The following is a 13,939-nucleotide window of genomic DNA, read 5'->3' as shown; positions in this document are numbered from 1 at the left end:
ACGTCACCGCGTGTTGTTCTTGGTGAAGGGCAGGATCTTGTCGATGTTGTCCTTGTCCACGAAGGACGGCCCGGTCAGCACGGCCTTGCCGCCACCGATGTCGTTGCCGTTCTTCAGGTACAGGTACAGCGACGTGACGGCCATGTAGCCCTGGACGTACGGCTGCTGGTCGATCGAGAAGACGATCTTGCCGTCCTTGATGTCCTGGGCCGCCTCCTGGTTGAGGTCGAAGGTGACCACCTTGGCCTGGCTGCCGGCCTGGTCGATCGCCTTGAGCGCGTCGATCGCCTGCGGGGCGCCGAGCGTCACGATGTAGTCGATCGACTTGTCCTGCGCCAGCTTGGCCTGCAGGGTCGACGTCACGGCCGCGTCGTCGGCCCCGTTGACCTGGATGTTCTCGGTGCCCGGCACCGAGCTCTTCACGCCGGCGCAGCGGGCTTCGAGGGCCACCGACCCGGTCTGCTGGATGACGCACAGCGGGTGCTTGCCGCCGGCCTCGCCGATCCGCTTGCCGGCGGCGGTTCCGGCGACCGTCTCGTCCGAGCCGAAGTACATCAGCGCACCGAGCCGCTGGTAGTCGTCGATGCCGGAGTTGAACCCGACCACCGGGATGCCGGCGTCGGTGGCGGCCTTGACCGCGCCGCCGAGGGCGTCCGGCGTGACCAGCGTGGTGGCGATGCCGCTGACCTTGGAGTCGACCGCGTTCTGGATGAGCACCGACTGCTTGGGGGCCTCCGGGTCGTTGGAGTACTTCATCGTGACGCCGGTGTCCTTGGCCGCCTGTTCGGCACCGTTCTTGACCTTGTCCCAGAAGGTGTCGCCGGGGGTCTCGTGGGTGATGAAGGCGATCGTGTAACCGGAGCTGCCGGCGGCGTTGCCGCCCGCGGTGCCGGTGTCGTCGGTCTTCTCGCGGCCGCCGCCGCTGCAGGCCGTGGCAGCGAGGGCGGCGACGGACAGGGCGGCGGCGAACCGGAGGGTACGGCTAAGCCGGATCATCGGGTGTCTCCTCATGCTGGACGGTGCCGGCCCGGGAGTGCAGGCCGACGGAATTGAGGTACGAGCGGGTCCGTTGCGCGATCGGCAGCGGCACATCGAAGGCGACCGGGTACATGTCCTGCTCGACCACGACGAACAGTTCGGCGTCGAGCTCGCTCAGGGCGTCCATCACGGCCGGGACGTCCGGGCTGCCGGAGGGTGGCTCGACACTCGCGCCCATCGCCACGGCCTGACCGAACGCCAGGTCCTCGGCGGCCGCGCGGGCGGCGATCGCCGGATCCATCTGCTTGATGTGGACGTAGCCGACGCGTTCCGGGTACTTCCGGATCAGCCCGGGAACATCGGCGTTGCGGTACGCGAGATGCCCGGTGTCCAGGCACAGCGAGACGAACCGGGGATCGGTCTCGGCGAGGAACCGCTCGGTCTGCTCCTGGGTCTCCACCTGGTAGTCGGCGTGCGGGTGGAAGCGCATGTGCACGCCGTACTCCTCGAGCAGGATCCGGCCGAGGGTGTTGCTGCTGTCGGTCAGCGTCTTCCACTGATCGGCATCCAGGGTGGCGGGCTCACGGTAGGCGCCGGTGTTGTCGTCGCGGTAGCCCGGCACCGGCACGAAGACGACGTTCTTCCCGCCGACCGCCGCGGTCAGCTCGGCGACCTTGCGGGTGGCCTCGACCACGGCGCCGAAGTCCTTGTGCGGTCCGCCGGCCCCGGCGACGGTGCCGCCGGCCACCGACAACCCACGGGCGGCCAGCTCATCGGCCAGCCGGCCGGGATCGGTCGGCAGATATCCGTACGGGCCGAGCTCCAGCCAGTGGTAACCGGAGGCGACCATCTCGTCGAGGAACCGCTGCCAGGGGGTCTGCCGGGGGTCGTCGGCGAACCACACACCCCACGAGTCGGGGCAGGAACCGAGTTGCAGGTGACGAATCTCCATGAAGAGGCCTTAGCTAGCAGTAGGGAAGTGCAGGGAGGCGCCGGACGCGTGGTCCACGTGCGGCCACCGCGAGGTCACGACCTTGCCGCGGGTGTAGAACGAGACCCCTTCGGGCCCGTGGATGTGCTTGTCGCCGAAGAGCGAGTCCTTCCATCCACCGAAGGAGTAGTAGGCCATCGGCACCGGGATGGGGACGTTGATGCCGATCATCCCGACGCGTACGCCCCGCTGGAACCGGCGTGCGGCCTCGCCGCTGCTGGTGAAGATCGCGGTGCCGTTGCCGTACGGGTTGCTGTTGATCAGGTCGATGGCGCTGTCCACGTCGTCGGCGCGCACGGTGGACAGCACCGGCCCGAAGATCTCCTCGGTGTAGACGTCCATCGACGGCTGCACCTGGTCGATGACGGTAGGGCCGACGAAGAACCCGCCCTCGTGCCCTTCCACCCGGAGCCCGCGCCCGTCGACCAGCAGCTTCGCGCCCTGCTTCTCGCCGCTGCCGATCAGCGACTCGATGCGCTCCTTGGCGGCCGCGGTGACCACCGGCCCCATCTCCGAGCTCGGATCGCGCCCCGGGCCCACCTTCACCTCGGCGGCCTTGCGCGACACCAGGTCCATCAGCGCGTCCCCGGCACTGCCGACCGCGACCGCGGCCGAGATCGCCATGCACCGCTCCCCGGCCGACCCGAACGCGGCCGCGACCAGGTGCTGGGCGGCGAAGTCGAGGTCGGCGTCGGGCAGGATGATCGCGTGGTTCTTGGCTCCGCCGAGGGCCTGCACCCGCTTACCGTTCGCGGTGCCCTCCTGGTGGATGTAACGGGCGATCGGGGTGGACCCGACGAACGACACGGCCGCGACGTCCGGGTGCCGCAGCAGGCCGTCGACCGCCTCCTTGTCGCCGTGCAGGACGTTGAAGACGCCGTCCGGCAACCCGGCCTCGCGCCACAGCCCGGCCACGTAGTTCGACGCGGAGGGGTCGCGCTCGCTGGGCTTGAGCACGAACGTGTTGCCGCAGGCGATGGCGACCGGGTGCATCCACATCGGCACCATGGCCGGGAAGTTGAACGGGGTGATCCCGGCGCACACACCGAGCGGCTCCCGGAAGCTGAACACGTCCACGCCGGTGGAGGCCTGGTCGGTGTAGGAACCCTTGAGCAACTCCGGGATGCCGCAGGCGAACTCGATCACCTCGAGGCCGCGCTGCACCTCGCCGGCCGCGTCGGACAGCACCTTGCCGTGCTCGTCCGAGACGAGTTCGGCGAGCTCGCCGACCCGCGCGTTGACCAGCTCGCGGAAGTTGAACAGGATCTTCGTGCGCTTGCTGAGCGAGGCCTGGCTCCAGCTCTCGAAGGCGGCCCGGGCGGCGCCCACGGCCGCGTCGACGTCGGCCGTCGAGGCGAGCACGACCTCGTGCTGTTGTTCACCGGTGGCCGGGTTGAACACCGGGCCTCGCCGGTGGCCGGATCCGGCGGTGAACGATCCGCCGATCCAGTGTTCGATCGTTGCCATCTCGAAGTCCCGTCTAGAGGTATTGCCGCTGGCCACGCTTGGCGGCCTCATACACGCCGCGGGCCGCTTGCGTCGTTGACAATTCCGAGGTTTCCGGAACCGGTACGTCCCACCACGACTCCGAGGAGGGCACCGGCGAGAGCGGGTCGGTCTCGATGTGCACGACGGTCAGCCGCTCGGCCTCCCGCGCCTTCTTGAGCCCGTCGCGAAGGTCGGCGATCGTGCGGCAGCGGATGACGCCGGCACCCAGGCTCTCCGCGTTGGCCGCGAGATCCACCGGCAGCGGGCCGCCGTCGTAGTCCTGGGTGTCGCCGCGATAGCGGTAACTGGTGCCGAACCGCTGCGACCCGAGGGATTCCGACAGCGCGCCGATCGAGGCGAAGCCGTGGTTCTGCACCAGGACCACGATCAGCTTGATGCCCTCGGCCACCGCGGTCACGATCTCCTGCGCCATCATCAGGTAGGAACCGTCGCCGACCAGCGCAAACACCTCGCGGCTCGGGTCGGCCATCTTGATGCCGAGCGCGCCGGCGATCTCGAAACCCATGCAGGAGTAGCCGTACTCCACGTGGTACTGCTTCGGATCGCGGGCCCGCCACAGCAGCTGCAGATCGCCCGGCATGCTGCCGGCCGCCTGCACCACCACGTCGCGTGCTCCGCACACTTCGTTCACCGCCCCGATCACCTCGGCCTGAGCGGGCAGCGGGCTACCGTCCGCCGCCCCGCCACCACCCTTGACCGGGCTAAAGGCATCCGGGCCGATCCGGTACGCGGCGTCCACCGTCACCTGCCACTCGGCGACGCCGACCCGGTAACCGGTCGGGAACTGCTTGCCGTCCAGCGCCGAGAGCAGCTCGGACAGACCGTTCCGGGCGTCCGCGACGATGGGGTGGGCGGACTGCTTGGCCGCGTCGAACCCGGCCACGTTGATGTTGATGAACTGGACGTCCGGGTTCGCGAACGCCGTTCGGGAGGCGGTGGTGAAGTCGCTGTAGCGGGTGCCCACCCCGATGACCACATCGGCGTCCCGGGCCAGGCGGTTCGCGACCGGGGTGCCGGTCGAGCCGACGCCACCGACCGAGTTGGGGTGGTCCCAGCTGAGCGCGCCCTTGCCGGCCTGGGTGTCGGCGACCGGGATGCCGGTCTCCCGGGCGAACTGGTCCAGCTCGGCCGACGCCTCGGAGTAGATGACCCCGCCACCGGCGATCAGCAGCGGCCGCCGGGCATTGCGCAGCACTTCGGCCGCCCGTTCCACCGCGGCCGGCTCACCGATCTGCCGCGGCACGTGCCAGACCCGCTTGGCGAACAGCGCGTCCGGGAAGTCGTACGCCTCGGCCTGCACGTCCTGGGGAAGGCAGAGGGTGACCGCGCCGGTCTCCACCGGGTCCGTCAGGACCCGCATCGCGGCCAGCAGCGCCGACGGCAGCTGCTCGGGCCGCCAGATCCGGTCGAAGAAGCGGGACAGCGGCCGGAACGCGTCGTTGACGCTCACGTCGTAGGACCGCGGGTCCTCCAGCTCCTGCAACACCGGCGAGGCGGCCCGGGTGGCGAAGACGTCGGACGGCAGCAGGAGTACGGGCAACCGGTTGACGGTGGCCAGCGCCGCGCCGGTGAGCATGTTGGTCGAGCCCGGCCCGATCGACGCGGTGCACGCCATCGTGGACAGCCGGTTCCTCATCCGCGCGAAGCCGGCCGCCGCGTGCACCATGGCCTGCTCGTTGCGGGCCAGGTGATAGGGCAGGTCGGCCTCGCCGGTGCGCTGCGCCTGCAGCAGTGCCTGCCCGATCCCGGCCACGTTGCCGTGGCCGAAGATGCCGAAGCAGCCGGCGATCGTGCGCTGTTCCACCCCGTCGCGCTCGGTCCACTGGTTGGCCAGGAACCGGACGACGGCCTGGCCGACGGTGAGTCTCACGAGCGAGTCCTTTCCTTGCAGGAGGTGAGCGGGAGGCGGGGGTCGACCGGCACCCCGGTCCAGGAGGCCCGCACCCAGCCGTGCGCCGGGTCGTCGCGCACCAGCCACTCCCGCGCGCCCGGCCCGGCCATCACGTTGAGGTAGTAGAGGTCGTAACCGGGGGCGGCCATCGACGGTCCGTGCCAGCCGTACGGGATCAGCACCACATCGCCGGAGCGCACCTCGGAGCAGACGTCGATCGGGCGGTCCGGATGCCCGTACACCCGCTGGAAGCCGCAGCCGGCACCGCCCGCCGGCGAGGGCGCCACCTCGAAGTAGTAGATCTCCTCGAGGTCGGACTCCCCCTCGCCCGGCTCGTCGTGCTTGTGCGGCGGGTACGACGACCAGTTGCCGCCCGGGGTGAGCACCTCGCAGGCGATCAGCCGGTCGGCCTCGAAGCTCTCCGGCGTGCAGAAGTTGTTGACCTGCCGGCTGGCCTGCCCGGCTCCGCGCAGCTCGACCGGCACGTCCTCGGCCGGCCCGTAGCGGAACGGCAGCCGGTTCTCGGCCCGCGCGGACGGCAGCGCGAACCGCCCGCCGTTGGGCGCCCGCACGGTCACCGTCGCATCCCGCGGAACGTAGGCGAAGTCGGTGACCCGGGAGAACACCGACCGCCGCCCGGTCAGCGTGACCCGCTCGTCGTCGCAGGTGACGTCGCAGCCCCCGGACAGCGGCAGCACCAGCATCTCGTCGTCGCCGGTGACGAACCGCGCCCGCGCCCCGATCGGCAGATCGAGGATGCGCAGCCCGCTGTACCGCCACCCGGCGTTCTCCGGCGACACCACCGTCTCGAACGGTTTGTCGGCCGTGCTCCCCCGCCGCATCAGCGGATTGACCCGCGCCCGCGGTGTCATAGCAGCCCCACCGCCCGGTCCACCGCGTCGGCGACGCCGCCGTTCGCGGGATAGAGCAGCGAGCGCCCGATGACCAGGCCCTGCACGGTGGGCTGGCTAAGCGCCTTGGCCCACTGGGCATAGGCGCCGGAGGCGTCGTCGGAGACCTCGCCGCCGAGGATCAGCGCCGGCAGCGTTGTGGCCGCCATGACCCGTTCCATGTCCGGCACGACCGGCACCTTCAGCCAGGTGTAGGCGGACGTGGTGCCCAGCCCGGCGGCCACCGTCATCGCCCGGATCATCGCCTCGGCGGTCAGGTCGTTGCGCACCCGCCCGTCGACCCGGTGCGAGATGAACGGCTCCACCATCGCCATCCGCCGGTGCGCGGCCAGCTCGGTCACCGCGGTGCCGCAGGCCGCCAGGGTGGCTACCGTGCCGGCGTCGGCCGGGTCGATGCGCAGCAGCATCTTGCCGCCCTCGAGCCCGGCCGCCGCGATGCTGCCGGCGTCGTAGGCGGTGAACCGGTCGTCCATCTCGAACGTCGTCCCGGCCAGCCCGCCCCGGTTCATCGACCCGATCACGACCTTGTCCTCGAGCGCGCCGAGCAGCAGCAGGTCCTCGAGGATGTCCGGGGTGCCGAGCACGCCGTTGACGCCCGGCCGGGCCAGCGCGGTGCGCAGCCGATCGAGCAGGTCGACCCGGTTGGCCATGGCCAGCGGGTCGGCCCCGGCCCGCAGCGCACCCCGGGCCGGATGATCGGCCGCGATGATCATCATCTTGCCGTGCGACCCGAACAGGCTGGTCGGCCGCCGCCGCGCCGCCGACGCCTCGGCGATCGCATCCGGCCGCGTCGTGCGCACCGCGAGAAGATCGGCGAACTCAGGCACTGCGGACCTCCTCGCCGAGCAGGGTGCGGACCTCGGTCTCGGTGGGCATGGCGTCGGCGCAGGAGAGTCGCGAGGCGACGATGGCCCCGGCAGCGTTGGCGAAGCGCATCGTCGCCCCGAGTTCCCAGCCGGCCAGCAGGCCGTGGCAGAGCGCACCGCCGAACGCGTCGCCGGCGCCGAGGCCGTTGACCACGTCGACCGGGACCGGCGGCACCTCCACCCGCTCGCCGTTCCTCCGCGACGCGAGCACACCCTTCGGGCCCTGCTTGATAACGGCCAGCTCGACGCCGGCGGCGTGCAGCGCGTCGGCGGCCTCGGCCGGGGTGCGGACCCCGACGGCGGTGGCGGCCTCGTCGAGGTTGCCGACCGCGACGGTCGCGTAGGGCAGCGCCTCCGCGTACCACCGGCGGGCCACCTCCCGGGACTCCCAGAACATCGGCCGGTAGTCGAGGTCGAAGACGGTGGTGGCGGCCCGGTCCCGGGCGCGCAGGGCGGCCAGCGTCGCCGACCGCGACGGCTCCTGGGACAGCCCGGTGCCGGTGATCCAGAAGATGCCGGCGGCGCGGATCGCGGCGAGGTCCAACTCGGACTCGTGGATCTCCAGGTCGGGGGCCTTGGGGAAGCGGTAGAAGTAGAGCGGGAAGTCGTCCGGCGGGAAGATCTCGCAGAACGTCACCGGTGTCGGCAGCGCCGCGACCGGCGTGACGTAGCGGTCGTCCACCCCGAAGCCGCGCAGCGCGTCGTGCAGGAACTCGCCGAACGGGTCGTCGCCGGTGCGGGTGATCAGTGCCGTGCGCCGGCCGTACCGGGCGGCCGCGACGGCCACGTTGGACGCGCTGCCGCCGAGGAACTTCGCGAAGGTTCGCACCTCACGCAGCGAGACCCCGATCTGTTGTGGGTACAGGTCGACGCCTATGCGTCCCATCGTCAGTACCTCGTCGGAGGGCATGCGCATCCCTTCGCTGAATCCCCGCGAATAATCAGAAATGGGCACGCGGAAGCATGCCGACTGCCGTGCTCGTTACGGCGCGATGAAGAAACGGTGGAAGCCGTCGGTAGCCGACCGGCGACGCTATGTTTGCTGCCCTCGATGTAATAACGTGAGGTCTCTTACGTCAATACTTTGTCCTGACAAAGTCTTGTGCAGACATCGAAATTCATTGGGGGAATGTCGTGACATCCGATCCAACCCCGGTGCGCCCGGTCGAGGTTGACCGGACCAGCCCGGTGCCGCTGTATTACCAGGTGGCGACGCGTTTGCAGGAGCTCATCGAGTCCGGTGAGATCGGTGTCGGCGACCGCATCGAGAACGAGGTGGACCTCGCCGACCGGCTCGGTGTCTCCCGCCCGACGACGCGCCGAGCCATCCAATATCTCGTCGAGCGCGGCATGCTCGTGCGCAAACGTGGCGTCGGCACCCAGGTCGTGCACCCCAAGGTGCGCCGCCCGGTCGAGCTGTCCAGCCTCTACGACGACCTGATCGCCGGCGACCAGGGCCCGCGCACCGCCGTCCTCAGCCTCGCGGTCGTGCCGGCCGACGCGACGGTGGCCGCCGCGCTCAACCTGGTGCCCGGGGCCGAGGTCACCTGGATCGAGCGCCTGCGTTACGCCGGCGACGAGCCCCTCGCGCTGATGCACAACGCCATCCCGCTCGACGTCCGCGACTTCAAGCGCGAGGAGTTGGAGGTACGCGGCCTCTACGAGCTGTTGCGCCGGGCCGGACGAGTGCCGCGGATGGCCACCCAGGTGATCGGCGCGCGCAACGCGACCCTCGCCGAGGCCCGCATGCTCGGCGAGAAACGCGGCGCCTCGCTGCTGACCATGACCCGCACCGCCTGGGACGATCGGGGCCGGGCCCTGGAGTACGGCAGCCACCTCTACCGGGCCGCCCGCTACAGCTTCGAGCTCAACCTGTCGGCGGGCTGAGACACGAATCGAAGGTGAAACGAGCGAGCCGAACCCTCGGATACGGGGCTCGGCCGCTACTCGCCGTTCCTGACAGAACGGGCGCTGCAAGTTGCTCCGGACCGGGATCGATCAGCACGATCGGCACGCCCCCGATCTCGGAAGGACGGCGCTACGTGCAGTCATCCCTCTCCACGAGCGGCGACGCAGCCGCTACCGCCGATCTGAGCGGCCGCTGCGTCGGCAACTCCTATGTGCTCGTCTGCCCGGTCGGGCACGGCGCGACCGGCACGGTATGGCGCGGCATCGACCGGTCGACCGGCGAGTCCGTGGCGGTGAAACTGCTCCACGAGGGACTGTTGCGGCAACCGAAACTGGTCATCCGCTTCGTCCAGGAACGCACCATCCTGATGATGATGCGGCACGAGAACATCGTCGGCGTGCACGACCTGTTCAGCGTGGGCGGCTCGCTCGCCCTGGTGATGGACTACGTGCGCGGCGGCAGCCTGCGCAACCGCCTGCACACCGCCGGGACGTTGCCGCCGGCGGTGGCCGCCGATCTCCTCGCCCAGGTCGCGGCGGCCCTCGCCCAGGCCCATGAGCTGGGCGTGGTGCACCGGGACGTAAAACCCGACAACATCCTGCTGCAGGAGGGTGAGGACGGCCGCGACGAGGTCCGGCTGACCGATTTCGGCATCGCCCGGGTGCTCGACACGGCCGGGCTGACCACGCCGCAGGCGATCGTCGGCACCCCGCACTACATGTCGCCGGAGGCGGTCCGCGGCGAGGCCGAGCCGGCGTCCGACGTCTACTCGGCCGGTGTCGTGCTGTACGAGCTGGTCACCGGCCACCCGCCGTACTCCGGTGAGCCGTACGCCGTGCTGCGCAAGCACCTCGAGGACACACCGGAACCGCACCCGGACATGCCACCGGCGGTGTGGTCGCTGATCGAGTGGTGCATGGACAAGGACCCGGCCCGCCGGCCGTCGGCCGGCGAGCTCGAGACCGCGCTGCGGGATCTGGCCCGGCAGGTGGCCGGGATGCCGGCTCTGGCGTCGGTCACGGCCGCTTCCGATCAGGCGTACGGCGTGACCGCCCAGTTGGGTGTGCCGCATCCGTCGGTCCGGCCCGCGGCGCGACGACGACCACCGCGCAACGGCCCACGCTCCTGGATGTTCCGCCGCCACGGCCTGATGGCCACCCTGGTCGCGGCGGCCGTGGTGCTCTCCGGCCTGGGCGGCTTCAACGCCTGGAAGCTGATGAACACCCCGGAGAACCCGGCCACGTTCGCGATCCAGCCGGCTCTGCCGAGCACACCGGCCGCGAGTGGCGGCGCCGGGATCGCGAGCGCCGGACCGGCGAAACCGACCGGCCCGGTGCCGTCCGGGCTCCCGGTCGAGCAGCCGGCCGCGCTCACCGGCGGCACCGGCGCGCTCGGCGCGGCACCGGCGGATCCGCGCGGGCGGGCGAAGGGAAAGGCCGAAGCCTCGGCCGGCGTCTCGGCCGGGCCGGTGCAGGCGGGCGCGAGGGTCGAGTTCGGACCGTGGCACTGCGGCGACGAGTACAGCTGGACCCTGGGCCATCCGGTGCTGGCCCGGCCGTGTCACGCGGAGGGCCCGACGGTGCGGGTGATGGGCCAGATCGAGGCGGCCCCCGGCATCCAGACCGACGTCTCGATGACCGTACGGGACGCGAAGAGCGACGAGGTGGTGGCCGGCCCGTACGTCTGCAAGGGTCTGATGTTCACCGATTTCGCCCTGAAGCACAGCTGCGGGCCGGTCGACCTGAACCCGCCGCACGGCGGACGCTACGTGGTGGCCCAGAGCTGGCGGTACACCGAGCGCCCGCTGCTGCCGGCCGGGAGCGCCCGCGGCCCCGAGTTCGACTGGTAGCCGGACAGCGCGAAGGGACGTGACCGGACGGTGGTCACGCCCCCTCGCGGCAAAGGCCGTTACGTCAGACCTTGCGCCACATCCGGAAGAACGGCGTGCCGTCCGGCAGCGGCATCTCGAACGGCTCCATGTCGGAGTAGCCCGTCCGCCGGTAGAGACGCACGTTGTTCGCGTTCGTCGCTTCCAGGTACTGCGGCACACCCGCCGCGTCGAGCTCGTCGTGGGTGCGCTTCATGAGCTTGCCACCGAGCCCGTGCTCCTGGTGGTCGGCGTGGACCGCCAGGAAGGCGAGGTGCCAATGCGGGTCGTGCGGGTGGTGCGCCGCGAAGAGCTCGTCGAGGGCCTCGAACCGGTCGAGGTACTCGCCGGCCAGGGCCCGCAGGCGCTCCTCGTAGTTCGGCGGGTCGGGCGCCTCACGCGTGTAGTCGAACCAGACGGCGGTGGCCGCCAGCCCGTTGCCGGACGGGTCGTCGATCACGTCGACCCGGCCGTAGTTGTTCGCGTGCTCGGTGAGCAGGGTGAAGTAGTCGGTGTGCACCTGCAGCCGGTCCTCCAGCGGCGGCACCAGGTACTCGCAGGCGCCGAGGTGGAAGAAGGACTGGCTGATCAGGTGTCCGACCGCACCGAGCTCGTCCTCGCGGGCCGACCGGATCTCCGGGTAGTCGCTCAACGGTCCGTCCCCGAGTCGCCGGCGAGCGCTGCCGCGAAGCCACCGCCACCACTGCTGCCCGAGGTGGCGCTGCGGGCGCCGAGGCCGATGCCCGAGTAGACGTCGGGGCGGCTGCTGCGCAGGATGAGGGCCCAGATGATGCCGGCGATGGCGATCACGCCGTAGGCCAGCGGAACGACCCAGGTCGGCGTGCTGCCCGGCTCGACACCGAACAGGGTGGCGATGTTGGACAGCGCCAGGTAGCTCATGACCAGCAGCAGGATGGTGCCGATGACCGGGGCGCCGATGCGGTGCCAGAAGTCCTCGCCGGTCGGGTGCTTGGCGAAGTAGCCGATGACCGCGATCGAGGTGACCGTGATCAGCAGCAGGACGCCGATGCCGCCGGCCGAGCCGCCCCAGAAGAACATCTGGACCAGCGGGTCCCAGCCCATGACCGCGTAGAGCACCAGGACGATCAGGCCGAGGGCCGACTGGGCGAGCGAGCCGTTCTTCGGGGCGCCGGTGCCGGGCACCGTGCGGCCGAAGGCGCGCGGCAGCACGCCCTCCCGGCCGAGCGAGAAGGTGTACCGCGAGATGATGTTGTGGAACGAGATCATCGCGGCGATCAGCGAGGTCAGGAACAGCGCGTGGCCGAGGTGGATGGCCGCGGTGCCGAGCTGGTCGGACGCCACGTTGAAGAACAGGTCGGGGCCCTCGTTGCCGGCCCGGCCGACCACGTCGTCACCGGCCGCGGAGATCATCGCCCAGGCGGCGAAGCCGTACAGCAGGGCGATCAGAGCGATCGAGATGTAGGTGGCCCGGGAAACGGTGCGGCGCGGGTCGCGCGACTCCTCGGAGAACACCACGGACTGCTCGAAGCCGACGAAGCCGGTGATCGCCATGGCCAGCAGCGCACCGGACCCGGCGCCGACCAGGCTGCCCAGGTCGAGCGGGGCCGACGAGGCGTGGAAGGCCGGCGAGAACAGGTCGGCGAAGCTGAACACCACGACCAGGATGATCTCGGCGACCAGCAGGGTGGCGAGCACCTTGCCGTTGACTGCGACGTCGCGCACGCCGAGGATCGCGGTGATCGCCCAGCAGACCAGCGCCAGGATCCACCACTGGATGTCGACGCCGAACCAGTCCTTGAACAGCGGCTGCGCGATCGCGCCGAAACCGCCGTAGGCCGCGATCTGGAAGCAGTTGTAGGCCAGCAGCGCCAGCCACGCGGCGCCCACGCCGACCGGCCGGCCGATGCCCTGCGAGATGTACGCGTAGAAGGCACCCGCGTTGGCGATGTGGCGGGACATGGCGACGTAGCCGACCGCGAAGAGCGCGAGCACGACGGCCATGGCGATGAAGGCGATGGAGATGCCGGTCAGGCCGGTGACCGCGAGGCCGGTGGGCACGACGCCCGCGACCACGGTCAGCGGCGCGGCCGCGGACATGACGAAGAAGACCACCGCGGCGACGCCGAGGCGGTCGCGAGCCAGTGCTGATGAGAGCTGACTCTGCGGCGGTGATGCGGTGGTGGACACGCGTGTCTCCATGAGGGGGTGAGGGGGTTTTGAGGGGGTGGATCAGGCGCGACGGGCCATGACGGCGTCGCCGACCGAGGCCTCGGTGTGCGCGACGAGATCCTGCAGCATGGCCGGGAGGCGGCGACGGAACTGGTCGAACAGCTGCCCGCGGCCACGAGCGTCGAGGGTGATGAAGACGTGCTGATCGAGGCCGGTGGCCATGATCAGACCGCCGAGCACCAGGTCGGGGACGTCGAGCAACTCGCCACGGCCGATGAAGGTGCGGATGCGGGTGGCGGGCCAGCCGGCGACCATGGAGTCGGCGGGGACGAACGACACCTTGGTCCCCAGCAGGCCCCGTTTCTCCTGCCGGAGCAGCAGCCCGGCGCGGGACAGCCGGCGCTCCACCAGGTCGGTCGCGATGCCGGTGGCGAGGAAGGAGATCCAGTCACGGATGGCGCGGTGGTGACCCTCGCGCAACAGCTGGTCGAGGACGGCAGTGGTGGCCGGATCGCCGGTCGGCCGATCGTCGATAAGCGCGAGCTTCCCGTCGATCAGATCCAGCCGCCGCCAGAAAACGAGCTCGCCGATCAGCGCCGCTGCGAGCCCGAGACCAAGGGTGGCCGGCGTCAGCAGGGACTTGCCCTTGACCGTGTCGTGCGCGGTCAGAAACAGATCATCGGCGAGGGGGAGTTGCGGCGACGACGCCACTCCGGGCCCTCCTTATGTGGTGCGGTGACTTCAGGCAGCGATTACCGACGGTAGTTTCCGTCGGTCGTCGCTATTGGTTACGTTGAGCGCCCCCCTGCGCAACATCGCGTAGCATGCCAGCGTCCGGTGCAAGTTGCAACGTCCTATGCGGAGCA

The 13,939-nt window shown here is 70.5% G+C and carries 12 protein-coding genes; 2 read left to right on the top strand and 10 right to left on the bottom strand.

All coding sequences use genetic code 11. The features are described 5' to 3' along the window. Window positions 1-3 precede the first annotated feature (3 nt). From Ato02nite_RS01475 to iolC, 7 genes are read right to left on the bottom strand one after another with little or no spacing between them, the layout of a single operon-like run. Window positions 4-996 (bottom strand): sugar ABC transporter substrate-binding protein, encoded by a 993-nt coding sequence (locus Ato02nite_RS01475; protein WP_213004482.1) that lies wholly within the window; start codon window positions 994-996, stop codon window positions 4-6. Beyond that, window positions 983-1,930 (bottom strand): TIM barrel protein, encoded by a 948-nt coding sequence (locus Ato02nite_RS01470; protein ID WP_213004481.1) that lies wholly within the window; start codon window positions 1,928-1,930, stop codon window positions 983-985. The genes Ato02nite_RS01475 and Ato02nite_RS01470 overlap by 14 nt, the downstream gene beginning before the upstream one ends. A 9-nt stretch (window positions 1,931-1,939) precedes the next feature. Continuing rightward, complete coding sequence (locus tag Ato02nite_RS01465; protein WP_213004480.1) at window positions 1,940-3,436, bottom strand: CoA-acylating methylmalonate-semialdehyde dehydrogenase; 1,497 nt, start codon at window positions 3,434-3,436, stop codon at window positions 1,940-1,942. Window positions 3,437-3,449: 13 nt separating this feature from the next. Continuing rightward, on the bottom strand, window positions 3,450-5,348 hold the full coding sequence (gene iolD / locus Ato02nite_RS01460; protein ID WP_213004479.1) for a 3D-(3,5/4)-trihydroxycyclohexane-1,2-dione acylhydrolase (decyclizing): 1,899 nt from the start codon (window positions 5,346-5,348) through the stop codon (window positions 3,450-3,452). Next, a complete protein-coding gene (gene iolB / locus Ato02nite_RS01455) occupies window positions 5,345-6,241 on the bottom strand; it encodes a 5-deoxy-glucuronate isomerase (RefSeq protein ID WP_213004478.1) in 897 nt (298 codons plus the stop codon). Before iolB ends, iolD begins: the two co-directional genes overlap by 4 nt. After that, window positions 6,238-7,107, bottom strand: a complete 870-nt coding sequence (locus Ato02nite_RS01450; protein ID WP_213004477.1) for a Cgl0159 family (beta/alpha)8-fold protein — start codon at window positions 7,105-7,107, stop codon at window positions 6,238-6,240. The genes iolB and Ato02nite_RS01450 overlap by 4 nt, the downstream gene beginning before the upstream one ends. After that, window positions 7,100-8,056 carry a 5-dehydro-2-deoxygluconokinase gene (gene iolC / locus Ato02nite_RS01445; protein ID WP_213004476.1) on the bottom strand — a complete coding sequence of 319 codons (957 nt, stop codon included), beginning with the start codon at window positions 8,054-8,056 and terminating at the stop codon, window positions 7,100-7,102. Before iolC ends, Ato02nite_RS01450 begins: the two co-directional genes overlap by 8 nt. A gap of 224 nt (window positions 8,057-8,280) precedes the next feature. Between iolC and Ato02nite_RS01440 the strand changes: the two genes are divergently transcribed. Then, entirely contained in the window at window positions 8,281-9,033 is a 753-nt protein-coding gene (locus Ato02nite_RS01440) for a GntR family transcriptional regulator (RefSeq protein ID WP_213004475.1), read from the top strand. A 155-nt stretch (window positions 9,034-9,188) separates the two neighbouring features. Next, complete coding sequence (locus Ato02nite_RS01435; protein WP_246605960.1) at window positions 9,189-10,904, top strand: serine/threonine-protein kinase; 1,716 nt, start codon at window positions 9,189-9,191, stop codon at window positions 10,902-10,904. 64 nt (window positions 10,905-10,968) lie between these two features. Here the strand turns inward: Ato02nite_RS01435 and Ato02nite_RS01430 are convergent, their stop codons facing one another. The 3 genes from Ato02nite_RS01430 to Ato02nite_RS01420 are packed head-to-tail and all read right to left on the bottom strand — an operon-like array spanning window position 10,969 to window position 13,784. Next, window positions 10,969-11,574, bottom strand: coding sequence for a GNAT family N-acetyltransferase (locus Ato02nite_RS01430; RefSeq protein ID WP_213004474.1), 606 nt, complete (start codon window positions 11,572-11,574; stop codon window positions 10,969-10,971). After that, window positions 11,571-13,091 (bottom strand): APC family permease, encoded by a 1,521-nt coding sequence (locus Ato02nite_RS01425; RefSeq protein WP_246605958.1) that lies wholly within the window; start codon window positions 13,089-13,091, stop codon window positions 11,571-11,573. The genes Ato02nite_RS01430 and Ato02nite_RS01425 overlap by 4 nt, the downstream gene beginning before the upstream one ends. A gap of 42 nt (window positions 13,092-13,133) precedes the next feature. Continuing rightward, window positions 13,134-13,784: a GOLPH3/VPS74 family protein gene (locus tag Ato02nite_RS01420; protein WP_213004472.1), complete on the bottom strand. Its 651-nt coding sequence runs from the start codon at window positions 13,782-13,784 to the stop codon at window positions 13,134-13,136. Between the last annotated feature and the right edge of the window lie 155 nt (window positions 13,785-13,939).

The organism is Paractinoplanes toevensis, assembly GCF_018332695.1.
Lineage (GTDB): Bacteria > Actinomycetota > Actinomycetes > Mycobacteriales > Micromonosporaceae > Actinoplanes > Actinoplanes toevensis.
Note: the sequence above shows the minus strand (reverse complement) of the source record. Positions and strands in the feature narration are given on the sequence as shown.